Annotated in this window: 25 protein-coding genes, 1 tRNA gene and 1 pseudogene; 20 read left to right on the top strand and 7 right to left on the bottom strand. The window is 71.0% G+C overall.

Annotated features, from left to right (window positions below):
• Window positions 1–4: 4 nt before the first annotated feature.
• Window positions 5–868 carry a PhzF family phenazine biosynthesis protein gene (locus tag ACFQ2D_RS15085; protein ID WP_280943442.1) on the bottom strand — a complete coding sequence of 288 codons (864 nt, stop codon included), beginning with the start codon at window positions 866–868 and terminating at the stop codon, window positions 5–7.
• Window positions 869–889: 21 nt separating this feature from the next.
• Window positions 890–1,642 (bottom strand): annotated as a pseudogene (locus ACFQ2D_RS15080) (aldo/keto reductase); the annotation flags it as partial.
• Here ACFQ2D_RS15080 and ACFQ2D_RS15075 point away from each other — a divergent pair.
• The 4 genes from ACFQ2D_RS15075 to cgtA all read left to right on the top strand — a co-directional run bounded on the left by ACFQ2D_RS15075 (window position 1,556) and on the right by cgtA (window position 4,074).
• Window positions 1,556–2,155 (top strand): LysR substrate-binding domain-containing protein, encoded by a 600-nt coding sequence (locus ACFQ2D_RS15075; RefSeq protein WP_342457140.1) that lies wholly within the window; start codon window positions 1,556–1,558, stop codon window positions 2,153–2,155. The pseudogene ACFQ2D_RS15080 and the gene ACFQ2D_RS15075 overlap by 87 nt on opposite strands.
• 75 nt (window positions 2,156–2,230) lie before the next feature.
• Window positions 2,231–2,551, top strand: coding sequence for a 50S ribosomal protein L21 (gene rplU, locus ACFQ2D_RS15070; protein WP_280943443.1), 321 nt, complete (start codon window positions 2,231–2,233; stop codon window positions 2,549–2,551).
• Between the two features lie 12 nt (window positions 2,552–2,563).
• Window positions 2,564–2,824 carry a 50S ribosomal protein L27 gene (gene rpmA, locus ACFQ2D_RS15065; protein WP_280943444.1) on the top strand — a complete coding sequence of 87 codons (261 nt, stop codon included), beginning with the start codon at window positions 2,564–2,566 and terminating at the stop codon, window positions 2,822–2,824.
• A gap of 203 nt (window positions 2,825–3,027) precedes the next feature.
• A complete protein-coding gene (gene cgtA, locus ACFQ2D_RS15060; protein WP_280943445.1) occupies window positions 3,028–4,074 on the top strand; it encodes an Obg family GTPase CgtA in 1,047 nt (348 codons plus the stop codon).
• A gap of 196 nt (window positions 4,075–4,270) precedes the next feature.
• Here the strand turns inward: cgtA and rpsT are convergent, their stop codons facing one another.
• Complete coding sequence (gene rpsT / locus ACFQ2D_RS15055; RefSeq protein WP_280943446.1) at window positions 4,271–4,540, bottom strand: 30S ribosomal protein S20; 270 nt, start codon at window positions 4,538–4,540, stop codon at window positions 4,271–4,273.
• Between the two features lie 197 nt (window positions 4,541–4,737).
• Here rpsT and murJ point away from each other — a divergent pair, with 197 nt between their 5' ends.
• The 8 genes from murJ (at window position 4,738) to ispH (ending at window position 14,111) form a co-directional block, all read left to right on the top strand.
• Window positions 4,738–6,339, top strand: coding sequence for a murein biosynthesis integral membrane protein MurJ (gene murJ, locus ACFQ2D_RS15050; RefSeq protein WP_280943509.1), 1,602 nt, complete (start codon window positions 4,738–4,740; stop codon window positions 6,337–6,339).
• Window positions 6,340–6,388: 49 nt separating this feature from the next.
• The gene (locus ACFQ2D_RS15045) at window positions 6,389–7,342 is read left to right on the top strand and encodes a bifunctional riboflavin kinase/FAD synthetase (protein ID WP_280943447.1); all 954 of its coding nucleotides are present in this window, start codon (window positions 6,389–6,391) and stop codon (window positions 7,340–7,342) included.
• On the top strand, window positions 7,324–10,185 hold the full coding sequence (ileS, locus tag ACFQ2D_RS15040; RefSeq protein WP_280943448.1) for an isoleucine--tRNA ligase: 2,862 nt from the start codon (window positions 7,324–7,326) through the stop codon (window positions 10,183–10,185). Before ACFQ2D_RS15045 ends, ileS begins: the two co-directional genes overlap by 19 nt.
• Window positions 10,182–10,679: a signal peptidase II gene (gene lspA / locus ACFQ2D_RS15035; RefSeq protein ID WP_280943510.1), complete on the top strand. Its 498-nt coding sequence runs from the start codon at window positions 10,182–10,184 to the stop codon at window positions 10,677–10,679. The genes ileS and lspA overlap by 4 nt, the downstream gene beginning before the upstream one ends.
• Window positions 10,680–10,911: 232 nt before the next feature.
• A complete protein-coding gene (locus ACFQ2D_RS15030; protein WP_280943449.1) occupies window positions 10,912–11,235 on the top strand; it encodes a DUF3649 domain-containing protein in 324 nt (107 codons plus the stop codon).
• A 19-nt stretch (window positions 11,236–11,254) separates the two neighbouring features.
• Complete coding sequence (locus ACFQ2D_RS15025) at window positions 11,255–12,814, top strand: PepSY-associated TM helix domain-containing protein (RefSeq protein WP_280943450.1); 1,560 nt, start codon at window positions 11,255–11,257, stop codon at window positions 12,812–12,814.
• Window positions 12,815–13,090 (top strand): DUF3325 family protein, encoded by a 276-nt coding sequence (locus ACFQ2D_RS15020; protein WP_280943451.1) that lies wholly within the window; start codon window positions 12,815–12,817, stop codon window positions 13,088–13,090. It abuts the gene before it with no gap.
• Between the two features lie 70 nt (window positions 13,091–13,160).
• Entirely contained in the window at window positions 13,161–14,111 is a 951-nt protein-coding gene (gene ispH, locus ACFQ2D_RS15015; RefSeq protein WP_280943452.1) for a 4-hydroxy-3-methylbut-2-enyl diphosphate reductase, read from the top strand.
• Between the two features lie 52 nt (window positions 14,112–14,163).
• Here the strand turns inward: ispH and ACFQ2D_RS15010 are convergent.
• Window positions 14,164–14,239: transfer RNA gene (locus ACFQ2D_RS15010), tRNA-Thr, on the bottom strand.
• A gap of 68 nt (window positions 14,240–14,307) precedes the next feature.
• Complete coding sequence (locus ACFQ2D_RS15005) at window positions 14,308–15,972, bottom strand: GMC oxidoreductase (RefSeq protein ID WP_280943453.1); 1,665 nt, start codon at window positions 15,970–15,972, stop codon at window positions 14,308–14,310.
• A gap of 100 nt (window positions 15,973–16,072) precedes the next feature.
• On the opposite strand from ACFQ2D_RS15005, the gene radA reads away from it, so the two are divergent.
• Both radA and ACFQ2D_RS14995 read left to right on the top strand, forming a co-directional pair.
• The gene (gene radA, locus ACFQ2D_RS15000; RefSeq protein ID WP_280943454.1) at window positions 16,073–17,446 is read left to right on the top strand and encodes a DNA repair protein RadA; all 1,374 of its coding nucleotides are present in this window, start codon (window positions 16,073–16,075) and stop codon (window positions 17,444–17,446) included.
• Complete coding sequence (locus tag ACFQ2D_RS14995) at window positions 17,443–18,024, top strand: hypothetical protein (RefSeq protein WP_280943455.1); 582 nt, start codon at window positions 17,443–17,445, stop codon at window positions 18,022–18,024. The genes radA and ACFQ2D_RS14995 overlap by 4 nt, the downstream gene beginning before the upstream one ends.
• Here the strand turns inward: ACFQ2D_RS14995 and ACFQ2D_RS14990 are convergent.
• A complete protein-coding gene (locus ACFQ2D_RS14990) occupies window positions 18,021–19,175 on the bottom strand; it encodes a PLP-dependent cysteine synthase family protein (RefSeq protein WP_280943456.1) in 1,155 nt (384 codons plus the stop codon). The genes ACFQ2D_RS14995 and ACFQ2D_RS14990 overlap by 4 nt on opposite strands.
• Before the next feature lie 468 nt (window positions 19,176–19,643).
• On the opposite strand from ACFQ2D_RS14990, the gene ACFQ2D_RS14985 reads away from it, so the two are divergent.
• On the top strand, window positions 19,644–19,904 hold the full coding sequence (locus ACFQ2D_RS14985) for a hypothetical protein (RefSeq protein ID WP_280943457.1): 261 nt from the start codon (window positions 19,644–19,646) through the stop codon (window positions 19,902–19,904).
• A 7-nt stretch (window positions 19,905–19,911) separates the two neighbouring features.
• On the opposite strand, the gene ACFQ2D_RS14980 is transcribed toward ACFQ2D_RS14985, so the two are convergent.
• Entirely contained in the window at window positions 19,912–20,700 is a 789-nt protein-coding gene (locus tag ACFQ2D_RS14980; protein WP_280943458.1) for a cytochrome C assembly family protein, read from the bottom strand.
• A gap of 114 nt (window positions 20,701–20,814) precedes the next feature.
• On the opposite strand from ACFQ2D_RS14980, the gene ffh reads away from it, so the two are divergent.
• From ffh to trmD, 5 genes are all read left to right on the top strand, one after another.
• On the top strand, window positions 20,815–22,185 hold the full coding sequence (ffh, locus tag ACFQ2D_RS14975; RefSeq protein WP_280943459.1) for a signal recognition particle protein: 1,371 nt from the start codon (window positions 20,815–20,817) through the stop codon (window positions 22,183–22,185).
• Between the two features lie 3 nt (window positions 22,186–22,188).
• A complete protein-coding gene (locus ACFQ2D_RS14970; RefSeq protein ID WP_280943460.1) occupies window positions 22,189–22,992 on the top strand; it encodes an aminotransferase class IV family protein in 804 nt (267 codons plus the stop codon).
• 92 nt (window positions 22,993–23,084) lie between these two features.
• Complete coding sequence (gene rpsP / locus ACFQ2D_RS14965; RefSeq protein ID WP_280943461.1) at window positions 23,085–23,342, top strand: 30S ribosomal protein S16; 258 nt, start codon at window positions 23,085–23,087, stop codon at window positions 23,340–23,342.
• Between the two features lie 37 nt (window positions 23,343–23,379).
• Window positions 23,380–23,892, top strand: a complete 513-nt coding sequence (gene rimM, locus ACFQ2D_RS14960; protein WP_280943462.1) for a ribosome maturation factor RimM — start codon at window positions 23,380–23,382, stop codon at window positions 23,890–23,892.
• A gap of 109 nt (window positions 23,893–24,001) precedes the next feature.
• Window positions 24,002–24,736 carry a tRNA (guanosine(37)-N1)-methyltransferase TrmD gene (gene trmD / locus ACFQ2D_RS14955; protein ID WP_280943463.1) on the top strand — a complete coding sequence of 245 codons (735 nt, stop codon included), beginning with the start codon at window positions 24,002–24,004 and terminating at the stop codon, window positions 24,734–24,736.
• The last annotated feature ends 41 nt before the right edge of the window (window positions 24,737–24,777 follow it).

The raw sequence follows: 24,777 nt of genomic DNA, 5'->3' as shown, positions 1-24,777 counted from the left end.
GTGCTCATGGGGAAATGTCCGTGGTAGTGGAGGAAATGGCGACGGCGTCGCCGGATACCGTGATGCCGCCGGCAGCCGGGATGTCGACCAGCAGCAGGCCGGGGCGGCCCATCGCCGCGCCCTGGTGGATCTCGAGGCGTGCGGGCGCGGTGACGATGCCGGCATCGCGCAGGTAGCCACCGAGCGCAGCCGCTGCGGCGCCGGTGGCCGGATCTTCGACCACGCCGCCGACCGGGAAAGGATTGCGCGCATGCCAGCGCGTGGGCGTTTCGCGCCGGACCAGCTGCAGGGTGGTGAGGCCGTCGGCCAGCATCAGCGCCTTGAGGCGCGCGAAATCGTAGTCGAGCGTCGCCAGGCGAGTCGCGTCCGCGGCGGCCAGCACGAGGTGCCAGGCGCCAGCATAGGCGCGCGCGGGCGGGATCGCCGGATCGAGTTCCTCCTCGCGCCAGCCCAGCGTGTCCAGCACTTCGCGCAGCAGCGTCGGCGGCACGGGCGCGTGTCGCGGCGGCACGGACACCAGGCTGGCCGAGCGGCCGCCGGCATGGCTGGAGACCTGCACCGGAACGTCGCCGGCGGCGGTGGCGAAGACGTAGGCGCCGTCGCCTTCGCGATCGCCCAATGCCACGGCGGCCGCGATGGTCGCATGTCCGCAGAACGGGACTTCGGCCTCGGGACTGAAATAGCGCATGGGGCGCCGACCGTCCGCGCCGGGTGCGGCGACGAAGGCGGTTTCCGAATATCCGACGCGCGCGGCGATGCGCTGCATCTCGTCCGCGTCGGGCAGGCGCGCGCCCAGCCAGACGCCGGCCGGGTTGCCGCCGGCGGGATCGCGGGAGAACGCGGTGTAGCGCAGCAGTTGAGAGGTCATTGCGGATACCACGTGGGCGGCTCAGACGACGTTGCGAACAGGTACCGCGGGCGGCGCGAGTTCGGTGAACATGCCATTCCAGTACGGATAGTAGGGGTAGGGCGGCGTGACGTGGCTGGCCGTGTCGTGCAGGGTGATGTGCTCCTGCGACAAGTCCAGCGCGGCGGCGCCGAGGTTCTGCCGCAGCTGCGCCTCGTTGCGCGCGCCGAGCAGGACCGTCGACACCGTCGGCCGCCGCAGCAGCCAGGCCAGCGCGACCTCCGGCACGCTGGCATCGAGCCGAGCGGCGACCGCGTCCAGCGCATCGACCACGCGGTACAGGCGTTCGTCGTCGACCGGTGGCGCGAAGGCCGCGGTGTCGTGCAGGCGGCTGCGTTCGGGCAGGGGCTCGCCACGCCGGATCCTGCCGGTCAGCCGTCCCCAGCCCAGCGGGCTCCACACCACCGTGCCCACGCCCTGGTCGAGCGCCAGCGGCATCAGCTCCCATTCGTAATCGCGGCCGACCAGCGAGTAATAGGCCTGGTGCGCGACCGGGCGCGCGAGCCCGCGCCGGTCCGCGATGGCCAGCGCCTTCATCAGCTGCCAGCCGGAAAAGTTCGAGACCCCGTAGTAGCGCAGCTTGCCGGCGCGCACCAGGCCATCGAGCGCGTCGAGCGTTTCCTCCAGCGGCGTGCCTGCGTCGAAGGCGTGCAGCTGCAGCAGGTCGATGTAGTCGGTGCGCAGGCGCGCGAGCGAGGCGTCGACCGCGCGCAGCAGGCGCTGCCGCGAGGCGCCCAGCTGGTCTCGCGCCGGCTGGCCCACAACGAGCGCGTGCTGTGCGCCTCGCCCGACTACCTGCGCCGGCGCGGGGAGCCACAGACGCCTGCCGAGCTGACCCACCACGACTGCCTGCTCCTGGGCGGTCGCGACGGGCGCCATGAGCGCTGGCCACTGACCGGCACGGATGGCGAGCCGTTGGCGGTCCGGGTGGGCGGGCGCTTCGAGAGCAATTACGGTGAGGCGCTCCGCGAGGCAGCGGTGGGCGGGCTGGGGATCGCCCTGCATTCGGTCTGGCAGGTCCCGCGACCTGGCCGACGGGCGGCTGCGGGTCGTCCTGCCGCGGCACCCGGTCGCGGCCACGGGTATCCACGCGGTCATGCCGGGCCGGACCCTGGTGCCGGCGCGGGTGCGGGCCTTCGTCGACCAGCTCGCCGACTACTTCGCGGCGCCGCCTTGGGCGGGCCCCTGGCGGGCCATTCGCGGCGATGCTGGCGGCGACTTGCACGCAAGTCGCTGAAACCCCTATAATTCCGCTTCTGTCCGCCCTCGAAGGCGGGCAGTGCGCAGAATAACTACAGAACCGAATACCACAGAGGCTCCATCATGTACGCAGTACTGGTCACCGGCGGTAAGCAATACCGCGTGGCGCAGGGCGAAACGCTCCGCGTCGAAAAGCTCGAGGCCGAAGCCGGCAACGAGATCACGTTCGACAACATCCTGATGCTCGGCGACAGCGACGGCATCAAGATCGGCGACGCGCTCAAGGGCGCCAGCGTCACCGCCAAGGTCGTCGGCCACGGCCGCGCCGACAAGGTGCGCATCATCAAGTTCCGCCGCCGCAAGCACCACATGAAGCGGCAGGGCCATCGCCAGCACTACACCGAAATCGAGATCACCGGCATCGCCGGTGGCGACAAGAAGTAAGGAGAAGCAGTCATGGCACATAAAAAGGGCGTAGGTTCCTCGCGCAACGGCCGCGACTCCAACCCGAAGTACCTCGGCGTCAAGATCTACGGCGGCCAGGCCATCGAGGCCGGCAACATCATCGTCCGCCAGCGCGGCACCCAGTTCCATCCGGGTCCGGGCGTGGGCCTGGGTCGCGACCACACGCTGTTCGCGCTGGTCGATGGCCAGGTCGAGTTCTCGACCAAGGGTCCGAAGAAGCGGCGCACCGTGAGCGTGGTGGCGCAGGCGTAAGCCTCGCCCCCAAGCCGAGCGAAGGCCCCGCCGCGTGCGGGGCTTTTTCGTTGCGGGGACCTTGCGGCCCGCCGCAACGGTGTGATTCGTGGTTGGCGATTCGAAAGAGCGGAATGCCGCTCTCCGCCCTTCGCCCGCTAAACTCGTTTGCCGCCGCACCGCTTTTACCCGTCACGAATCACCCATCACGAATCACGGCCCCAATGAAACTAGTCGACGAAGCTGAAATCACCGTCATCGCCGGCAACGGCGGCAACGGCTGCGTGGGCTTCCGCCGCGAGAAGTTCATCCCGCTCGGCGGACCGGACGGTGGCGACGGCGGAGATGGCGGCAGCGTGTACCTGGTGGCCGACGAGAACCTCAACACCCTGGTCGATTTCCGCCACCAGAAGGTCTTCCGCGCGCAGCGCGGCGAGAACGGCATGGGCCGGCAGATGTACGGCAAGGGCGGCGAGGACGTGCTGATCGCCGTGCCCACGGGCACCGTGGTGCACAACGTCGATACCGACGAGGTGATCGGCGACCTGACCCGCCATGGCGAGCGCCTGCTGGTGGCCCAGGGCGGCAAGGGCGGCCTGGGCAACATGCATTTCAAGAGTTCGACCAACCGCACGCCGCGCCAGTCCACCCCGGGTACGCCGGGCGAGGAGCGCAGCCTGCGGCTGGAGCTCAAGCTGCTGGCCGACGTCGGCCTGCTGGGCTTCCCCAACGCGGGCAAGAGCACCCTGATCCGCGCGGTCTCGGCGGCGACGCCGAAGGTGGCGGACTATCCGTTCACCACCCTGTATCCCAACCTGGGCGTGGTCAGCGTGGAGCCGGCGCGCAGCTTCGTGATCGCCGACATCCCGGGCCTGATCGAGGGCGCGGCCGAAGGCGCGGGGCTGGGCGCGCTGTTCCTGCGCCATATCCAGCGCACGCGGCTGCTGCTGCACCTGGTGGAGATCGAGCCGCTGGACGGCGGCGACGCGGTCGAGCAGATCCGCACCATCGAGCGCGAGCTCGAGCGTTTCGACGCGGGCCTGCTGGACAAGCCGCGGTGGCTGTTGCTCAACAAGGCCGACCTGATCCCGGCCGAGGATGCGCGCGAACTGGCCGACCGGATCGTCTCGGAGCTGGGCTGGACCGCACCCTGGTTCATCGTCTCGGGACTGGCCCGCGAGGGCACGCGCGAGGTGATGCTGAAGGTGCAGGCCTACCTCGACGAGCATGCGCGCGACGAGCGCGAGGCGGCGGCGGGCAGCGACGGCTGAGGCCCGCGTGCGCGCATCGGGCGACTGTTCCGGGAATGGGCCGGCGCGGCTGCGCCTGGGCCGGTTCGATCGCGTGCCCGGTGCGGCGCCGCATGGTCGTGCCCGGGCTGGGGAAGCCTCGGCGATGGGCAAGGCATGCGCCCAAACGAAAAGCCCGGCCGGAGCCGGGCTTCTGCGAACCGCGGCGCGCCAGGAATCAGGCGGCCTTGAGCGCCTTGATGCGGGCGGTCAGGCGGCTCTTGTGGCGGGCGGCCTTGTTCTTGTGGATCAGGCCGCGCGAGCTGAAGCGGTCGAGCAGCGGCTGGGCCACGGCGAAAGCGGCTTCGGCGCCGGCGGCGTCGTTGGCGTCGAGGGCCTTGACGACCTTCTTGACGGCGGTGCGCAGCTGCGAACGCTGGGCCGTGTTGCGCGCGTTGCGCACGACGGTCTGCTTGGCGCGCTTCTTGGCGGACTTGATGTTGGCCACGATGGGATCCTGGAAACGGGTATGGAATTGAACGGCGAAAACCGGCAGTGGCCGGGTTTCGGAAAGACGGAGCCGGAAATTATGGGGGATTCAGTGACTTGGGTCAACAGGGGTGGATGCCCGGGGAGCAGGGCGTGAGCCAGCCCGATCCCGCCCTCCCGCCCGGCGGGTCCGCGCCGGCCCCGCGCCGCGCCGGGCTGCTGCGCTCGACCGCCGTGTTCAGCGCGATGACCTTCATTTCGCGCATCTCCGGCCTCGTCCGTGACCAGGTCTATGCCGGCGTATTCGGCGCCAACCCGGCCATGGACGCGTTCCTGGTCGCGTTCCGCATCCCCAACTTCCTGCGCCGCCTCTCGGCCGAGGGCTCGTTTTCGATGGCCTTCGTGCCGGTGTTGAGCGAGTACCGCGAGCGCCGCGACCATGCGGCGGTGAAGGAACTGGTGGACCGGGTCGCCGGCACCCTGCTGGCGGTGCTGCTGGTGGTGACCGCGCTGGCGGTGCTCGCCGCGCCCTGGGTGATCCGGGTCTTCGCTCCCGGCTTCGAGGCGGGCGGCGGGCAGGGCGAGCTGGCCAGCCGGATGCTGCGCATCACCTTCCCCTACCTGCTGTTCATCTCGCTGGCCTCGCTGGCCGGCGGGGTGCTCAACAGTTACCAGCGCTTCGCCGTTCCGGCGCTCTCGCCGGTGCTGCTCAACATCGCCATGATCACCGCCGCGCTGGCCCTGGCGCCGCGCATGGACCAGCCGGTGATGGCGCTGGCCTGGGGCGTGCTCGCGGCAGGCGTGCTGCAGCTGGCCTTCCACCTGCCGTCGCTGGCGCGGCTGGGGCTGCTGCCGCGGCCGCGCTGGGGCGCGGCCCACGAGGGCGTGCGGCGGGTCATGAAACTGATGGTGCCGACCCTGTTCGGCTCCTCGGTGGCCCAGCTCAACCTGCTGCTCAACACCATCGTCGCGTCGATGCTGGTCGGCGGCAGCGTGACTTGGCTGTACCTGGGCGACCGCCTGCTGGAGTTCCCGCTGGGCATGTTCGGCGTTGCGATCGGCGCGGTGATCCTGCCGCACCTGTCCAGCCGCCATGCGGTCGCCGACCCGGACGGCTATTCGAAGGCGCTGGACTGGGGTTTCCGGCTCTGCCTGATGATCGCGGTGCCGGCCTGCGTCGGCCTGATGCTGTGCGCGGAGGCGGTGGTGGCCACGCTGTTCCAGCACGGCCGCTTCACCGCCCACGACACCCGGATGGCGCGTCTGACGGTGCTGGCGCTGGCGACCGCGCTGCCCGCCTTCCTGCTGGTGAAGGTGCTGGCGCCGGCCTTCTATTCGCGCCAGGACACGCGCACGCCGGTGAAGGCCGGGCTGGTGGCGGTGGCGGCCAACGTGGCGGCGACCGTGCTGTTCATCGCGGCGCTGCTGTGGCTGACGGGCATCGGGCGCGAGGCCTGGGCCGCGGGGGGCGGCGACCTGCGCGCCGCGCTGAAGGCCCTGCCGGGCGCGCATGCCTGCCTGGCGCTGGCCACCGCAGTGGCCGGCTGGACCAATGCCCTGCAGCTGTGGTGGTACCTGCGCCGGGCGCGCGTGTTCCGCGCGCAGCCGGGGTGGGCCCGGTTCGCGCGCCAGCTGGGCGTGGCCAGCCTGGCCATGGCCGCGGTGGTGGGCGCGCTGCTGCTGGCCTGGGATGGCTGGACCGCCTGGCACTGGAGCGAGCGGGCCTGGAAGCTGGCGGTCGTGGTGGGCAGCGGCGGGCTGGTGTACACGGCGGCACTGTGGCTGCAGGGCATCCGCCCGCGTCACCTGCGCCATTGAGCGTCGCCGGGCCGGGCGGCCGGCGCGCCCGCTATACTCCGCGGTTCCCATGAGCAGGCTGTTTCGCGACGTCGACGGCGGGCCGCTGTGCCCCAACGGCAGTGTGGTCTGCATCGGCGCGTTCGACGGCCTCCACCTCGGCCATCGCGCGCTGGTGCGCCACGCGGTGGAACGCGCGCGCGCGCTGGACGCCGCCGCGGTCGCGCTGAGCTTCGAGCCGCTGCCGCGCGAGTTCTTCGCGCCGTATGCGCCGCCGCCGCGGCTGTCGCCGCCGCGCGCCAAGCTGGCGGGCCTGCTGGCCCTGGACGTGGACCGCGTCGGCCTGCTGCGGTTCGATGCCGGGCTGTCGGCAATGCCGGCCGAGGCTTTCGTCGAGCGCGTGCTGGCGGGGCGGTTGTCGGCCCGGGAAGTCTGGGTCGGCCCGGGCTTCCGTTTCGGCCACCGCCGCGGCGGCGACCTGGAGCTGCTGCGCCGGGAAGGGCTGCACCACGGCTTCACCGCCGACGAGATCGCGCCGCTGCTGCTCGACGGCGAGCGCGTATCGAGCACGCGCATCCGCCAGGCGCTGGTGGAGGGCGATTTCGCCCGCGCCACGCATCTGCTCGGCAGGCCCTATGCGGTGTCCGGCCGCGTGGTGCGCGGCCAGCGGCTCGGCCGCACGCTGGGCTATCCCACCGCCAACCTGCGCTTCGGCGGCAAGGTGCCGGCGCTGCGCGGCATCTACGCCACGCGCGTGCACGGCGTTGCCGACCAGCCATGGCCTTCGGTCTCGAGCTTCGGCACGCGCCCGACCGTGGGCGGCGTCGAGCCGCTGCTCGAGGCGCACCTGTTCGACTTCGATGGCGACCTGTACGGGCGCCGCATCGAGGTCGAGTTCGTCGCGCGCCTGCGCGACGAAGAGAAGTTCCCCGACCTGCCGGCGCTCGTCGCGCAGATGAATCGCGATGCCGACGACGCCCGTCGCATCCTCCAGCAGCATTCCCCATGGCGGGCCACCGCGTGACCGACGACAACGACAGCCAGCGCTACAAGTCCACCATCCTGTTGCCCGCGACGGAGTTCCCGATGCGCGGCGACCTGCCCAAGCGCGAGCCGGCGACGCTCGAGCGCTGGGAGCGCGAGGGCCTGTACGCGCGCCTGCGCGAGAACGCCAGGGGCCGCCCGCTGTTCGTGCTGCACGACGGCCCGCCTTACGCGAACGGCCAGATCCACCTCGGCCACGCGGTCAACAAGATCCTCAAGGACATCATCGTCAAGTCGAAGTACCTGGCCGGCTTCGACGCGCCCTACGTGCCGGGCTGGGATTGCCACGGCCTGCCGATCGAGATCGCGATCGAGAAGAAGCATGGCAAGGTCGGGGTGAAGCTCGACGCGGTCGAGTTCCGGCAGAAGTGCCGCGAGTACGCCGAGTCGCAGATCGAACTGCAGCGCCGCGACTTCAAGCGCCTGGGCGTGATCGGCGACTGGGACAACCCCTACAGGACGCTCGATTTCCGCTTCGAGGCCAACGAGATCCGCGCGCTGGCCAGGATCGTCGACAACGGCCACCTCACCCGCGGCGTGAAGCCGGTGCACTGGTGCTTCGATTGCGGCTCGGCGCTGGCCGAGGCCGAGATCGAGTACGCCGACAAGGTCTCGCCGGCCGTCGACGTGGCCTATGCCGCGCGCAGCCCGCAGGCGGTGTCGCGAGCGTTCGGCGTCGAGGTGCCGGAGGACGTCGAGGTCGCCGCGGTGATCTGGACCACCACGCCATGGACGCTGCCGGCCTCGCTGGCGATCTCGATGGGCGCGGGGCTGGAGTACGCGCTGGTCGAAGGCCCGGCACATGACGGAAAGCGTCGCTGGCTGGTGTTGGCCGACGCGCTGGCCGAGAGCGCCCTCAGGCGCTACGGCGTCGAAGAGACGACGGTGCTCGGTCGCGCGACGGGCGAGAAGCTCGAAGGCCTGCTGTTCGCGCATCCCTTCTACGACCAGCGCGACATCCCGGTGCTGCTGGGCGACCACGTCTCGGCGGAAGACGGTACCGGCGCGGTGCATACCGCGCCCGGCCACGGCCAGGAGGACTACGCGGTCAGCAAGCAGTACGGCCTGGTGGAGAAGTACGGCGCGGCCGAGCTCAACCCGGTCGACGGCCGCGGCGTGTACCTGCCGTCGACGCCCGCCGCGCATGGGGTCGAGCTTGCTGGCCAGCACATCTGGAAGGCCAACGACGCGATCGTCGAGGTGCTGCGCGCGAGCGGGGCGCTGCTGGCCTTCCGCAAGCTCGAGCACAGCTATCCGCACTGCTGGCGGCACAAGACCCCGATCGCGTTCCGCGCCACGCCGCAGTGGTTCATCTCGATGGAGCAGGCCGGCCTGCGCCGCGACGCGCTGGAGGCGATCAAGGGCGTGGGCTGGTTCCCGGCCTGGGGCGAGGCGCGCATCGCCGGCATGGTCGAGGGCCGTCCGGACTGGACGATCTCGCGCCAGCGCACCTGGGGCGTGCCGATCGCACTGTTCGTGCACCGCGAGAGCGGCGAGCCGCATCCGCGCAGCAGCGAACTGATGCGCGCGGTCGCTGACCGCGTCGAGCGCGAGGGCGTGGACGTGTGGTACTCGCTGGATGCCGCCGAACTGCTGGGCGACGAGGCCACGCAGTACGAGAAGATCACCGACATCCTCGATGTCTGGTTCGACTCGGGCGTCACCCACGAGGGCGTACTGCTCGAGCGGGGCTTCGGCAAGCCCGCCGACCTGTACCTGGAAGGCTCCGACCAGCACCGCGGCTGGTTCCAGTCGTCCCTGCTCACCGGCGTCGCGATCGACAGGGCCGCGCCCTACCGCCAGTGCCTCACCCACGGTTTCACCGTGGACGAGCACGGCCGAAAGATGTCCAAGTCGCTGGGCAACGGCATCGAGCCGCAGGACATCATGAAGACGCTGGGCGCGGACATCCTGCGCCTGTGGATCGCCAGCGCCGACTACAGCAACGAGATGTCGCTGTCGCAGGAGATCCTCAAGCGCAACGCCGACGCCTACCGCCGCATCCGCAACACCGCGCGCTTCCTGCTGGGCAACCTCCATGGCTTCGACCCGGCGCGCGACCTGCGACCGCTCGAGGACATGGTCGCGCTCGACCGCTGGATCGTGCATCGCGCCTTCGAGGTGCAGGAGCAGGTCAAGGCCGCCTACGAGCGCTACGACTTCGCCGCCATCGTGCAGGCGCTGCTCAACTTCTGTTCGGTCGATCTCGGGTCGCTCTACCTCGACGTGACCAAGGACCGCCTGTACACGATGCAGGAGGATTCGCGCGGCCGCCGCAGCGCGCAGAGCGCGATGTACCGCATCAGCGAGGCCTTCGTGCGCTGGATCGCGCCCGTGCTGAGCTTCACCGCCGACGAGCTGTGGGGCTACCTCCCCGGCCAGCGCGAGGGCAACGTGCTGTTGACCACCTGGTACGGCGGCCTGGCGCCGCTGCCGGCCGATGCCGCGCTGTCGGCGCATGATTTCGACCGCCTGCTCGAGCTGCGCGAGCGCGTGGCCAAGGTGCTCGAACCGATGCGCGCCAGCGGCGAGATCGGCGCGGCGCTGGAGGCGGAGATCGAACTGCACGCGGGCACCGCCGACCAGATCCGGCTCACGCCCCTGGTCGACGAGCTGCGCTTCTTCCTGATCAGCGGCGACGTGAAGGTGGTGCCGTTCGACGGCGAGGAATCGCGCCTCGTCGCCACCCGCACGGCCAAGCCAAAGTGCGTGCGCTGCTGGCACCACCGCGCCGACGTGGGCGCCGCGCCGGACCATCCCCAGCTGTGCGGCCGCTGCGTGAGCAACGTCGACGGCGCCGGCGAAGACAGGAAGTGGTTCTGATGGCCCGTCCAAAGCCCAACGCGCTGGCCTGGCTGCTGCTGTCGGTGGTGGTCATCGTGCTCGACCAGTGGAGCAAGGCCTGGGTGCTGGCCAGCCTGCCGGAATACACCGCGATCCCGGTGATCGAGGGCTTCTGGAACTGGTACCGCACCTACAACACCGGGGCGGCCTTCAGCTTCCTGGCCAACGCCGGCGGCTGGCAGAAATGGTTCTTCACCGTGCTCGGCGTGGGCATCAGCGGGCTGCTGGCGTTCTGGCTCTCGCGCACGCCGCGCGGCGACTGGCGCACCGCGCTGCCGTACGCCCTGGTCATCGGCGGCGCGATCGGCAACATCATCGACCGCCAGGTCCACGGGCACGTGGTGGATTTCATCCAGTGGTACTGGAGGGGCTACTACTGGCCGGCGTTCAACATCGCCGACTGCGCGGTGGTGGGCGGGGCGATCGGCATCGTGCTGTTCGGCATGCTGGGCGGCAAGCCGGCCAAAGGCTGACCGCTTGCCGGGCGGTGGGCCCAGGGGGCCGAACCTGGGACGCGAGTCCCATTTGCATCTGCTAATGACTCTCATTACGCTGTGCGACAGCCGGGGCCCGCACCCGGGCACCTCCCCGGACTCCAGACCGCATGGCGCAACCATCCTGTTCCGTCGCATCGGCGCGCCCGGCCCGGCGTGCAAGCCGGGCTGACGCCCACCCGCCGACGCCCACCGGGCGGGGAGGCGGGCGATGAGCCGCGCGATGCCGCGCGCGTCCACGCCGCGCGGCGGCTGGCGCCATGGGGTCGAGGTGACGCTGCGGACGCTGTCGGCGGTGGCCGGCGGCTACCTGCTGGCGCATGCGTTCTCGGCGCTGTCGGCCTCGGTGCTGCCGTTCGCGCGCCCCGACCGGGTGGTGGCCGGCGCGCTGCTGGCCTTTCCGGTGTGGTGCGCCGCGGCGGTGTACGCCTTCGCCGCGCGCGACTGGAAGCGCGCGGTCGGGCTGCCGCTGCTGCTGGCGCTGGCGATGCTGGGCCTGGCGGCCCTGCTGGCGCCGCAGGCGCTGCGACCCTGACCCCTTCGAGGAGCGCGAGATGAAGAATTCCCTGCGCCAGTCGATGGCATGGCTGCACACCTGGTCCGGCCTGCTCGCCGGCTGGCTGCTGTTCGTGATCTTCGTCGGCGGCACGATCGCCTGCTTCGACAGCGAGCTCGACGACTGGATGCGGCCTTCGCTGCATGCCGTGTCCGGCCCGCAGCCCACGCAGTTCGACGCCGCCTTCGCCCGCGTGCGCGAGCGCGCGCCCGATGCCCACGTCTGGTGGGCGCACGTGTCGGGCGAGCGCAAGCGCGGCGTGGAGGCGTTCTGGTTCAACGACGACGGCAGCCAAGGCCAGGTGCTGCTCGATCCGCGCACCGGCGATGAAGTGCCTGCCACCGCCGGAGGCCAGTTCTTCTTCCAGCTGCACTACGACCTGCATGCGGGCTTCCCCGGCATGTACCTGGTCGGCTTCATCGGCATGATGATGTGCGTGGCGCTGGTCGCCGGCGTGATCACGCACAAGAAGATCTTCCGCGACTTCTTCATGCTGCGCTGGCGCGGCGGCGGGCAGCGCGCCTGGCTCGACGGCCACAACCTGGCCGGGGTGCTGGGCCTGCCGTTCCACCTGATGATCGCCTACACCGGCGTGGCCATCTTCGCGGCCAGCTACATCTTCGGCGGCACCCAGGCCGCGTACGGCGGCGACGTGGAGAAGTTCTACGAGGAGGCGGGCGGCTTCTACGAGCGTCCCGAGGTCGGGCGGCCGCTGGCCGCGCTGCACTCGGTCGACGCGCTGGTTTCCGACGCGCGCCAGCGCATGGATGTCCCGGTGGAATGGGCTTCGATCCATCATCCCGCCGACGCCAGCGCCATGATCTCGTTCGGCACGGACCATTCCCGGCGCGTGGCCTGGGACATGCAGCAGGTGCACTACGACGCCGCCACCGGCGCCTTCGTCCACCAGTCCACCCCCGCCACCGCCGGCTACGACACCTACGCCTTCCTCGGCGGCCTGCACATGGCCCAGTTCGGTGGTGCGCCGCTGCGCTGGCTGTACTTCCTGCTCGGCCTGGCCGGCTGCGTGATGCTGGCCACCGGCATGCAGGTCTGGATCCGGAAGCGCGAGCAGCGCGCGGCCGCGGCCGGCCTGTTCTCGGGCCATGGCCTGGTGCGCGCGCTGAACGTGGGCGTGGTGGCGGGGATGCCGCTGGCCTGCGCGGCGATGCTGGTGGCCAACCGACTGCTGCCGGCGGGGCTGCCGGACCGGGCCGGGGCCGAGGTGGCGGTGTTCTGCGCGGCCTGGATCGCGGCCGCGCTCTGGGGCGTGCTGCGCGACCGCCAGGGACGCGGCTGGCGCGACCTGTTCGCCGCAACGGCCGTGGCCATGGTCGCGATCCCCGTCGCCAACCTGCTCACCACCCCCTACAGCGACCTGCCTGCGGCGCTGGCGCGCGGCGAATGGGCGCTGGCTGCGGTCGACCTGGTGGCGCTGGCCTTCGCCCTCGCCTTCGGCGCGCTGGCGCGCCAGGCCCATCGCAGCCGCGCCTGCCTGGGCGAGGCGCCCGCCGTTGTATCGGCTCCGCAGGCAGCGGCCAGCCGGGGAGGAGCCTGAATGGTCGCGCTAGGTTCGATCCTCATCCTCGCAGCCTGGTGGCTGCTGGCCATGGCCATGCCGCCCTGCGCCACCGCGCGCGCGCGCCGTCTGCGCGCTGCCGCCGCGGGTGCGCTGCTGCTCAGCCTGGCCGGCTTCGTCGCCACGATCGGCGTCGAGCAGGGACCCGTGTTCTGGGCCGCCGCGCTGATGCTCGGCGCGCTGGCGGTGGCCCTGCTGCGGGCGATCATGGCCCCGGAGACGGCAAGGTCGCGCCACGGCCGCGCGTCGCGCTAGCCCCGACAGGCCCTCCATGGCACGCCCTGTTCCGGCGCGGTTGCCCGCCGGAGCGCTACACTTGCACGCCATGGATGTCGTACTCGCCAACCCCCGCGGCTTCTGCGCCGGCGTCGATCGCGCGATCGAGATCGTCAAGCGCGCCATCGAGACGCTGGGCGCGCCGATCTACGTGCGCCACGAGGTGGTCCACAACCGCTTCGTGGTCGAGGACCTGCGCCGGCGCGGGGCGATCTTCGTCGAGGAACTCGACGAGGTGCCGGACTGCAACACGGTGATCTTCAGCGCCCACGGCGTCTCGCAGGCGGTGCGCGAGGAAGCGGCGCGGCGCGGCCTCAAGGTGTTCGACGCGACCTGCCCGCTGGTGACCAAGGTGCACCTGGAAGTGGCGCGCCAGTGTCGCGCCGGGCGCGACGTGGTGCTGATCGGCCACGCAGGGCATCCGGAGGTCGAGGGCACCATGGGGCAGTGGAAGGCCGAAGCCGGCAGCGGCCGCATCTACCTGGTCGAGGATCTGGAGGACGTGGCCTGGCTGGATCCCTCGCAGCCGGACAACATCGCCTACACCACCCAGACCACGCTGTCGGTCGACGACACCCGCGACATCATCGCCGCGCTGCGCGCGCGCTTCCCCCTGATCCAGGGGCCGAAGAACGACGACATCTGCTATGCCACCCAGAACCGCCAGGACGCGGTCCGCGAACTCGCGCAGCAGTGCGACTTGGTGCTGGTGGTGGGTTCGCCCAACAGCTCCAATTCCAACCGGCTGCGCGAACTGGCCGAGCGCGACGGCGTGGAGTCCTACCTGATCGACGGCGCCGCCGAGATCGATCCCGAGTGGCTGCTGGGCCGGCGCCATGTCGGCGTGACCGCCGGTGCCTCCGCGCCGGATGTGCTGGTGCAGGGCGTGCTGGCGCGGCTGCGCGAACTCGGCGCCAGCGGCGTGCGCGAACTGCACGGCGAGCCCGAGGACATGGTCTTCGCCCTGCCCAAGGAGCTGCGCCTGCAGCTGATCGACTAGGGCCGGTCCCGCCAACGAAAAAGCCCCGCGAAGCGGGGCTTTTCGATGCAGCTGGTGCCGGAAATAGGAATCGAACCTACGACCTACGCATTACGAATGCGCCGCTCTACCAACTGAGCTATTCCGGCGAGGGCCGCAGATTCTAGGCGCTTGGGGGCGCCGCGGTCAAAGGGCGCGGCGCCCGCGCGAGGCGCAGCTACAGCATCGCCAGCATCGACAGCTCGGCCATCCGCAGCCGCAGCTCGTCGGCCAGCCGGATGGCCAGGGCGGCGATGGTGAGGGTGGGGAACGACCAGCCCCCGGTCGGGAACACCGAACTCCCGGCGACGTAGACGTTCTCCACCTCGTGCAACCTGCAGCTGCGGTCGACCACTCCGGTGCGCGGCGAATCGGACATGCGGGTGGTGCCCATGTGGTGGGCAGTCCCCAGCACGGGCGGCGGGCGCCCTGGATCGCGCAGCCAGGGCGCGGGCTCGAACCGGCATTCGTACTGTCGCGCCAGGTCCTTGCCCACCAGGCCGGCGGTGGTGCGGATGTTGTCCAGGTCTCCTTGGCCCAGCCGCCAGTCCACCTGCACCTTGCGCAGGCCCAGCGCGTCGCGCTGGTCGGACAGGCCGACGCGACTGTCGCGATGCGGGGTCTGTTCGAAATAGCCCACCATCTCCACGCGCTCGGTCGCGACCGTGGGACGCCGGGCCAGCTTGCGAAGCCCGGCACGGACCACGTCATGGGCGTGCAGCGCCGTATCGAGCGCGAGCCGCGTCCTCGGCGGCGCCGGGGGCTGCCCGGTGCGTCCTGGCAGGTCCCTGGCCAGCGCGACCAGCAGATCTTCCTCGACGGCGACGGCCGGATCGCTGCTGGCGCCGCGCAGCGAGGCGCGCAGCTGGCGCAGCGCCTGCAGGCCCGGTGCGGATCGCTCGATCGCGAATGGCCAGAAGCGCGCATGCAGCAGCCGGTGTTCGCGCTGCGCCTCGCCGGCCAGGCTGAGCTGGTGGGTGGCCGGCGCCGGCGCGCGGTCGATCGGACCGCGGCACCAGGCCGCCAGCCGGTCGACCCGCTTGCCGTGCAGGCTGCCGACGCTGCAGCGCGGATGGTCCATGAAGCAGCGCCCCACCATATCGTGGGCATTGCCCAGGCCCGGCGCCGCCACGTCGTCGGACAGCAGCAGGATGCGGGCGTTCTCGATGCCGCCCGCGGCCAGCACGAAGCAGCGGGCGTTCACGTGTCCGCGGCGTCCGTCCACGGTGCCGATCAGCGCCCGGCGCACGCGCCGGGCGTCGGACGTGGCCTCGAGCTTCAACAGGTTGGCGTGCAGCACCAGGTGCAGGTTGGGCACGGCCTGCAGGAACGGCAGGCTGGCCTGGCCGAAGTCAACCGGACGCATGCGGCACACGCGGCTTTCCAGGCAGGGCGAAGGCTGCTCGCCGCTGCTGCGCGGCGGATGGTAGCTGCCGTCATGGAAATCGCCCGGTTCCACGCCCCAGGTCGCATTGGCGCGGGCGTAGTAGGGTTCCAGTTCGCTCCAGCCGATGGGCCAGCCGCTGTCGGGCACCCATTCGCGGCGGGCCAGCTCCAGGGAACTCATCGGGATGCAGCCGCCGCCCCAGATGCGCGTGGCGCCGCCGAGCGCGCGCAGGCGACTGGTGCGCGGATCGAGCTCGTGTGGGCCGACCGAGAGTCCGGCATTGAGCTCCTGGCTTTCCGGCTCGCTCGCGCAGCCCCCGCCCTCGAGCAGGCAGATCCGCCAGGGGCTCCCGGCCAGCTCGCGGACGAGGGTCAGGCCGGCGGGTCCGGCCCCGATGATGCACAGGTCCGCGTCGATGGCCTCGGGGCAGGCGGTGGAGCGGAAATCCGAGATCATTCCATGCTTGCCCGTACGCTTCCGCAAACGGGGGAGCGTCTCAGCTCCCGGGACCATGCTCCGGTACGCTGGCGGCCGGATCTATTGTGCGAACGCGGATATGGCCAAGGCGCGGACAGCTTACGTATGCAATGAATGCGGCGCCGATTTCAGCAAGTGGCAGGGGCAGTGCGGCGCATGCGGCGCCTGGGACACGCTGTCGGAGATCGTGGTCGAGTCCGCGGCCTCCGTGAAATCGCCGGCCGCGCGCCGCAGCGGCTGGGCCGGCAAGGTCGATCCGCCCAGGGTTACCGCGCTCAAGGACGTCGAGCAGGGCGCCGAGGCGCGCGTATCCACCGGCATCGGCGAATTCGACCGCGTGCTCGGCGGTGGCCTGGTCGCCGGGGCGGTGGTGCTGGTCGGCGGTGATCCGGGCATCGGCAAGTCCACCCTGCTGCTGCAGGCGGTGGCCTCGATGGCGGCCTCGCTGCCGGGCCTGTACGTGACCGGCGAGGAATCGCTGGCCCAGGTCGCGGGTCGCGCCTCGCGGCTGGGGCTGCCGCTGGAGGGCCTCAATGCGCTGGCCGAGACCGGCATCGAACGCATCCTCGAACAGGCCGCGCAGCTGCGGCCGCGGATCATCGTTGCGGACTCGGTGCAGACGCTGTGGACCGAGTCGCTCACCGCCGCCCCCGGCTCGGTGAGCCAGGTGCGCGAGAGCGCCGCGCGGCTGGTGCGCTATGCCAAGGAGACCGGAACCGCAGTGTTCCTGGTGGGCCACGTGACCAAGGAAGGCGGCATCGCCGGCCCGCGCGTGCTCGAGCACATGGTCGATGCGGTGCTGTACTTCGAGGGCGACTCGGGCAGCCGCTTCCGCGTGCTGCGCGCGTTCAAGAACCGCTTCGGCGCGGTCAACGAGCTGGGCGTGTTCGCGATGGGGGACAGGGGGCTCAAGGAAGTGCCCAACCCCTCGGCGATCTTCCTCTCGGGCAGTGCGCGGCAGCCGGGCAGCTGCGTGATGGTCACCCGCGAGGGCACGCGGCCGCTGCTGGTGGAGGTGCAGGCGCTGGTGGACTCCTCGCCGCTGTCCAACCCGCGGCGCGTCGCCGTGGGCCTGGAAGGCAACCGCATGGCGATGCTGCTGGCGGTGCTGCATCGCCACGGCGGCGTGGCCACGGGCGACCAGGACGTGTTCGTCAACGTGGTCGGCGGCATCCGCGTGCAGGAAACCGCGGCCGACCTGCCGGTGCTGCTGTCGGTGCTGTCCTCGCTGCGCGATGCGCCCCTGCCGGACAAGACCATCGCCTTCGGCGAGGTCGGCCTGTCGGGCGAGATCCGCCCGGTGCCCAATGGCGAGGAGCGGCTGAAGGAGGCGGCGACGCACGGCTTCCTGCGCGCCATCGTGCCCAGGGCGAATGCGCCCAAGGCCGGCAGCTACAAGGGCATGCAGGTGATCGCGGTGGACCGGCTGGCCGACGCACTCGAGCAGGCGTGAGCACGGTCCGGGCGGACACCGCGCCGCGCGTGGCGCGATGGGTGTCGGTGGTGCTGCACCCGTTCGCGGTGTTCGGGGCGCTCGCGCTGGTCGCGGCCTGGCGGCTGGATCCAGCAAGCCTCGGGCGGACCGCGGCCGGCATCGGCGTGGCCGTGGCGATTGTCTGGGTGTTCGTGCTGCAGCGTCGCCGCGCCGGCCATTGGCAGACCGTGGACGCTTCGCGCCGGCAGGAGCGGCCACTGCTCTACCTGCTCGTGCTGCTTGTCGCCGGCGGCTACTGGTGGTGGATGGGGGGCGGCGCATCGGCGTCCTCGCGCGGCGTTCTGGCGGCGGTGGCGATGCTGTGCGTGGCGGCGATCGCCAACCGCTGGATCAAGCTTTCGCTGCACATGGCGAGCCTGGCGTTCGCCGCGGTCGCGCTGTCCGCGCTGCTCGGCCCGCGCGCGCTGGTGGTGCTGCTCCTGCTGCCGCTGCTGGGCTGGTCGCGGTTGAGGATGGGCCGTCATACTCCGGCCGAAGTGCTGGCGGGAACGGCGCTGGGCCTGGCCTGTGGCGCCTTGCCGGGACTGCCGGCCTAGCGGCCGCGGAGGGCGTGGCGCGACAGCGGCTGCAGGTCGGGCAGGGCATCTTCGCCATCGGCAGCCGCGGCGATGACTGCGTCGGCGGCTTCGATCCCGATGCCTTCGGCGGCGTACCAGTCCGGGTTGTAGTAGCTGTGGGCGTAGCGCTCGCCGCCATCGCAGAGGATGGTCACGATCGACCCGGCCTCGCCGCGCGCGCGCATCGCCTGCGCCACCCGCAGCACGCCGACGAAGTTGGTGCCGGTCGATCCGCCCACGCGCCGGCCCAGGCGCCGGTTGACGTAGCGCATCGCCGCCAGGCTCAGCGAATCGGGCACCTTCACCATGGCATCGACGCAGCCGGCGATGAAGCTCGGTTCCGCGGTCGGCCGGCCGATGCCTTCGATGCGCGAGGCCGGTGCGGGCGGCGCCTCGGCCGTGCCGCCGCAGGCGACGCGGGCGTAATGGGCGTGGAAGGCCGAGTGCTCCGGATCGGCGCACAGGACCTGGGTCGGGAAGCCGCGATAGCTGGCGTAGCGCCCGATGGTCGCGCTGGTGCCGCCGGTGCCCGCGCTGCACACCACCCATGCCGGCACCGGATGCGGTTCCTGCTCCATCTGCCGGAAGATCGATTCGGCGATGTTGTTGTTGGCGCGCCAGTCCGTGGCGCGTTCGGCATAGGTGAACTGGTCCATGAAATGCCCCCCGCTCTCGCGCGCCAGGCGGACCGATTCGGTGCCGATGTCCGACGCCCTGGCGACGAGATGGCAGCGGCCACCGTGGAATTCGATCGCGGCGATCTTCTCCGGCGAGGTCGAAGCCGGGATCACCGCGACGAAGGGCAGGCCCAGCAGCCGCGCGAAGTACGCCTCGGACACCGCGGTCGAGCCGCTGGACGCCTCGATCACCGTGCTGCCCGCGTGCAGCCAGCCGTTGGCCAGGGCGTACAGGAACAGCGAGCGCGCCAGCCGGTGCTTGAGGCTGCCGGTGGGGTGGCTGGACTCGTCCTTGAAGTAGACGTCGATGCCGGGGAAGCCGGGCAGGGCCAGCGGAATCAGGTGGGTATCGGCCGAGCGGTTGAAATCGGCCTCGATCCTGCGGATCGCCGCGCTGGTCCATGCATGGTGGCCGCGGCAGGCGAGGTGGCTCGAATCGTCGAGGAGGGGCATGTCGTGCAGGGAAGCCGGTCGGGGCCGTCATTCTCGCCGATCCGGCCGACGGCGACCCGCAGGGCGCGGTTTGCGCCGCGTCCGCGACGCCCCCAGACTGGCTGCGACCGCATACGGAGATGCACGCATGTCGAATGGAATCCGCCTGGCGCGCGCCTGGCTGTTCACCCTGGTCCTGTTGCTCGGCGCGGCACCCGTTTGCGCCGAAGCTCCGGTCGAGCGACTCGGGGTGCCGGGCCCGCTGCTGCTCGATGGCCAGGCCTTCCACCTGGTCTGGGGCAGCCATCCTTTTCCGCACTTCTACAAGCAGGAATACCTGCCCGACGGCCAGACGCTGGCCGGCTACGACCAGATGCTGATGCTCGACGTGCTGCTCGGCGACGCCGGTCCGCGCGAACTGCTGCAGATCAAGCTGGCGGAGCTGGAGGCGCGCAAGGCCACCGATCCCGTGCCAACTACGAATGGATGGTGCAGGAGGACGGGTCGAGCTACGTGCTCGACTTCCTGGTCTCCGGGCATACCGCCGGCGCCCAGGCCATCGTCGAATGGAACGCCTACCGCTACGAGGCGCTGCCGGGCGGCGCGGTGATGCTCGGAAACAGCCGTCGCGGCTATGGCGAGGAGGGCGCGCGCAGGTTTCTCATCAACGAGGTGAAGCCGCGGCGGCCGGCCTGGATCCTGGAACTGGCGCAGCTGGAGATGCCGCGCATCGCGCTGCCCTCGCCGTGAGCGCGATTCACGCGCGCTGCAGCACCAGTTCCAGCACGAACTTGCTGCCGAAGAAGGCGAGCACCAGCAGCGCCATCGCCACCAGGGTCAGGCGCACGGCCTTGGCACCGCGCCAGCCGTGGCGCCACCGACCCAGCAGCAGCGCGCCGAACACCAGCCACGACAGGATGCTCAGCACCGACTTGTGGATCAGGTGCTGGGCGAAGAAATCGTGCACGAACAGGATGCCGGTGAGCAGGGTGGCCGTGAGCAGCACGAAGCCGACCCAGATCGTGCGGAACAGCAGCGACTCAAGTTCGGTCAGCGGCGGCAGCACCCGCAGCCAGCCGCTGAACTGGCGCTGCCGCAGGGCGCGTTCCTGCAGCCGGAGCATGATCGCCAGCACCGCCGCGATCGCCAGGGCGGCGTAGGCCAGCAGCGCCAGCCAGGCGTGCAGCTCCAGTCGCCAGCCGAGGTCGCGGGGCGCCGAACCCCCCGACACGCCATAGCCGACCAGGCAGGCCGCGGCGACCGGGAATACCACCACGCCCAGCGCCCCCATCCGGCCCGTGGCTGCGTACAGCGTGGTCAGCGCCGCCATTCCCAGCCCGACCAGCGACAGCGCCGAGAAGAAATGCAGGTCCACCGCCGCCGTGGCGCGCCAGGCCAGGACATGGAACAGGCCGTGCAGCACCACCGCGCTCACCGCGGTCAGCTGCCAGAAGCCGGCACCGGCCCCGCGGTCCACCTGCAGCCGGCGTGCGACCAGCCAGGCGGCCAGCAGGTAGAACGCGGCGGCAATGAGAATGATTGGCATCGGGAAAGTGTCGCACGAACCCGTGGCGCGGGGCAGCCGGGACGCGGTCGGGAACGGGCAGTGCGCGCCCGCCCGCTATAATCGGCGGCCCCGTTTTTCCGCGACGTTTCCGCCATGTTCGAATCGCTCACCCAGCGCCTGTCCGGCACCATCGACCGCCTGCGCGGCCGCGGCCGGCTGACCGAGGAGAACATCCGCGAGGCCACCCGCGAGGTGCGCATCGCACTGCTGGAAGCCGACGTCGCCCTGCCGGTGGTGCAGGCGCTGATCGAGCGCATCAAGGTGCGCGCGGTCGGCCAGGAGGTGCTCAAGTCGCTGACCCCCGGCCAGGCCCTGATCAAGGTGGTGCGCGACGAACTCACCGCGGTCATGGGCGCCCAGGCCAGCGAGCTCAACCTGAACGTGCCGGCCCCGGCGGTCGTGCTGATGGCCGGCCTGCAGGGCGCGGGCAAGACCACCACGGTCGGCAAGCTGGCGCGCCTGCTCAAGGACAAGCGCAGGAAGAAGGTGATGGTGGTCAGCGCGGACGTGTACCGCCCGGCCGCCATCGAGCAGCTCAAGACGCTGGCCGAGCAGACCGGTGTGCTGTTCTTCCCGTCCGACGCCGGGCAGAAGCCCGAGGACATCGTGCGCGCGGCGATCGCCGACGCGAAGAAGTCCTTCGTCGACGTGCTGCTGGTCGACACCGCCGGCCGCCTCGCCATCGACGAGGCGATGATGGCCGAGATCAAGGCGCTGCACGCGGCGGTCAATCCGGTCGAGACGCTGTTCGTGGTCGACGCGATGACCGGCCAGGACGCGGCCAATACCGCGAAGGCCTTCGGCGAGGCGCTGCCGCTCACCGGCGTGGTGCTGACCAAGACCGACGGCGATGCCCGCGGCGGTGCGGCGCTCTCCGTGCGCTACATCACCGGCAAGCCGGTCAAGTTCATCGGCACCAGCGAGAAGACCGACGGCCTGGACGTGTTCCATCCCGAGCGCGTCGCCAGCCGCATCCTCGACATGGGCGACGTGCTGTCGCTGGTCGAGCAGGTCGAGCAGCAGGTCGACAAGGACAAGGCGGCGAAGCTGGCCGAGAAGGTCGCCAAGGGCAAGAAGTTCGACCTCAACGACATGCGCGACCAGCTCGAGCAGATGCAGAACATGGGCGGCATCGGCAGCCTGATGGAGAAGCTGCCGGGCATGGGCCAGATCCCGGAGCATCTCAAGCAGCAGGTGCAGCAGAGCCGGGAAGTGCCGCGCATGATCGCCATCATCAACTCGATGACGAAGAAAGAGCGCCGCAACCCGGCCCTGCTCAACGGCTCGCGACGCGCGCGGATCGCCGCCGGTTCGGGCACGCATCCGTCGGACGTCAACAAGCTGATGAAGCAGTACCAGCAGATGGAAAAGATGATGGGCAAGATGGCCCGCGGCGGCATGAAGGGCATGATGCGGGGCCTGCAGGGCATGATGGGCGGGATGGGGCGGATGCCCTTCCGCTGATCGATGACGCTCGCCTTCCTCGACGGCCGGCCGGCCAGCGCCGACGACCTGCGCGCGCTTGCGCTGGTCAACTACGGCCACTTCAGCTCGATGCAGGTGCGCGGACGCGCCGTGCAGGGGCTGGAACTGCACCTGCACCGGCTCAGGTCCGCGACGCGCGAGCTGTTCGACACGAAGATTGACGATGCGCGCATCCGCGGCGCGATCCTGGCGGCGCTCGACGGCGCCGGCGTGGACGACGCCAGCGTGCGGGTGACCGTGTTCGCCCGCGAGTTCGACTACGCGCAGCCCGACCGCATCCTGCCCGTGGACCTGCTGGTATCGGTCAATCCGCCGCGCCAGGCCGATCCCAGTCCGGTGTGGGTGAAGACCTACGCCTTCCAGCGGCCGCTGCCGCACATCAAGCACGTCGGCACCTTCCCGCTGTTCCAGCACCGGCGCCAGGCGCGCCGGGAAGGCGCGGACGACGCGCTGTTCGTCGATGCGCGCGGCCGGATCAGCGAGGGTTCGGTCTGGAACATCGGCTTCTGGGACGGCCGCCAGGTGGTCTGGCCGCAGGCCGACGCCCTGCGCGGCACCGCCGAGCGGCTGCTGCAGGCGGGACTGTCCGAAGCCGGGGTGGGGCAGCGCCATGCGCCGGTCGAGGCGCGCGCGCTGGCGGGGCTGCGCGCCGCGTTCGCGGCCAACGCCACGGGAATCTGGCCGATCGGCGGCATCGACGACATCACGCTGCGACCGGATCCGGCGCTGATGGAGGCGCTCGACGCGGCCCTGCGCAGCCAGCCCTGGCGGCCGCTGGCCGGCTGAGTGGGGTCCGGGGTTCCGTGGCGCGGCCCCATGGGCTAGAATTGCCGGCTTACCTCGCCATCCTGGCGACTGGGCAACACCGAGAACGCACCATGGTCAAGATCCGCCTCACCCGCGGCGGCGCGAAGAAGCGCCCCTTCTACCACATCATCGTCACCGACTCGCGCAGCGCGCGCGACGGCCGCAACATCGAGCGCGTGGGCTATTACAACCCCGTGGCGCAGGGCGCCGAGCAGCGCGTGGTGCTGGACACCGCCCGTGTCGACCACTGGGTGAAGCAGGGTGCGCAGCTGACCGACAAGGTCCGCAACCTGTACCGCGAAGCCGCCAAGGCCGCCCCGGCCGCCTGATGGCGCGGGCCGCGCACCGCGCGGCCCATCCCCGGAAATGAATACGCTGGCGCGCCGCATCCTCATGGGCAGGATCCACGGCGCGTTCGGCGTGCGTGGCGAACTGAAGCTCGAGTCCTTCAGCAATCCGCCCGAGGCGATCTTCCGCTACCTCCCGCTCACCCTGCGTACCACGCAGGGCGTCGAGCGCGAGGTCGAGGGCGCGCGCGGTCGCGCCACCGGCAAGGGCATCGTCATGCGCCTGCCCGGCGTCGAGGACCGCGACGCGGCCGAAGCGCTGCGCGGGGCGGAGCTGTACGTGCCGCGCGAAGCCCTGCCGCCGCCGGCGCCGGGCGAGTACTACTGGGTCGACCTGGAAGGCCTGCGCGTGGTGAACACCGACGGCGTCGATTTCGGCGTGGTCTCGCACCTGTTCTCCACCGGCGCCAACGACGTGCTGGTGGCGCGCGGCGAGCGCGAGCGCATGATCCCCTTCGTCCAGCCCGACTACATCGTCTCGGTGGATTTCGATGCGGGCGTCGTGACGGTGGACTGGGATGCGGAGTTCTGAGGTGTGATTTAGTGATTGGTGATTGGTGATTGGTGATTGGTGATTCGAAAGACCGAAAGCGCCCGCTTCTCCAATCACGGATCACCAATCACGGATCACGGACCGCCCCATGCGCATCGACCTGATCAGCCTGTTCCCCGAATTCGTCGCCCAGTGCGCCGGCTTCGGCGTGGTCGGGCGCGCGCAGGAGCGGGGCCTGCTGTCGATCCACGGCTGGAATCCGCGCGACTACGCCGAGGGCAACTACCGCCGGGTCGACGATCGCCCCTTCGGCGGCGGCCCGGGCATGGTGATGATGATCGACCCGCTGCGCGCGGCGATCCGCGCCGCGCGCGCGGCCGATCCGGCACCGGCCCGGCTGATCTACCTCAGTCCGCAGGGCCGGCCGCTGACCCAGTCGATCGTGCGCGAACTGGCCGGGCGCGAGCGCCTGCTGCTGCTGTGCGGGCGCTACGAGGGCGTCGACGAGCGGCTGGTGGCGGGCGAGGTCGACGAGGAACTGTCGATCGGCGACTACGTCCTGTCCGGCGGCGAACTGGCCGCGGCCGTGGTCATCGACGCGGTGGCCCGGCTCCAGGACGGGGTGCTGAACGACGCCGATTCGGCCGCCCAGGACAGCTTCGAGGCCGACGGCCTGCTCGACTGCCCGCACTACACCCGGCCGGTCGAGCACGCGCTCGGGGCCGTGCCCGAGGTGCTGCTGTCGGGCAACCACGCCGAAATCGCGCGCTGGCGCCGGCGCCAGTCGCTGCTCCGCACCCGCGAGCGCCGGCCGGACCTGCTGGCGGCGGCCGGCCTGGGCCCCGAGGAGCGCCGCTGGCTGGACGCCCAGCCGGATGATTGACCGGGCTGGCCCCGCGCCCGCCAATGCCGCTATAATGCGCG

Origin of the sequence: Luteimonas composti (genome assembly GCF_042678665.1) — a bacterium.
Classification (GTDB): Bacteria; Pseudomonadota; Gammaproteobacteria; order Xanthomonadales; family Xanthomonadaceae; genus Luteimonas; species Luteimonas composti.
Note: the sequence above shows the minus strand (reverse complement) of the source record. Positions and strands in the feature narration are given on the sequence as shown.